The sequence below is a fragment of the Pseudomonas sp. 50_B genome, assembly GCF_017491625.1.
Lineage (GTDB): Bacteria > Pseudomonadota > Gammaproteobacteria > Pseudomonadales > Pseudomonadaceae > Aquipseudomonas > Aquipseudomonas danubii.
In genome coordinates, this window is the sequence record NZ_JAFGYX010000094.1 from 1 (window position 1) to 521 (window position 521).

Genomic DNA, 521 nt, shown 5'->3' on the forward strand with positions numbered 1-521 from the left:
GATCGCCTCAGTCGCGATTCCTTATGGTCGAAGTGTCACAGCGCCAAGGGTTGCGAGGAGGATCCTTCGCGCGTCACGGATAGGTGCAAGGTGGCACAATTCACATTTAAATCCATCACTTTTCACATAACCGATGTTAATATGAACGTCATGAGTCGTTGTTGCTCGCAGTTGCGAGTGGGACTCCCCACTACACGGCAGCGAGACATGGAGGAACCATGGGACTAAGGATCGTTGTCGCCGCTGATCCGGCGGCAGTCGAGTACAAGGATGTCGTCAAGGCTGACCTGGAAGCGGATTCGCGAGTCGATGACGTTATCGACGTCGGTGTTCAGGCTGGTGACGACACCCTCTACCCGCACATCGGCATCAAAGGAGCTCACGTCATCAAAGATGGAAAGGCCGATCGAGGAATCTTCTTCTGCGGCACCGGGATGGGCATGGCCATCACGGCCAACAAGGTGCCAGGCATTCGCGCCTGTACCGCCCACGACTCCTTCTCCGTAGAGCGGCTCATCATG

At 56.0% G+C, this 521-nt stretch carries 1 protein-coding gene; it reads left to right on the forward strand.

Features of this window, described 5'->3' with window-relative positions; genetic code table 11:
• Window positions 1–218 precede the first annotated feature (218 nt).
• Window positions 219–521: RpiB/LacA/LacB family sugar-phosphate isomerase (locus J5M73_RS31065; RefSeq protein WP_207816884.1), on the forward strand; the 303-nt coding region annotated here is incomplete at its 3' end.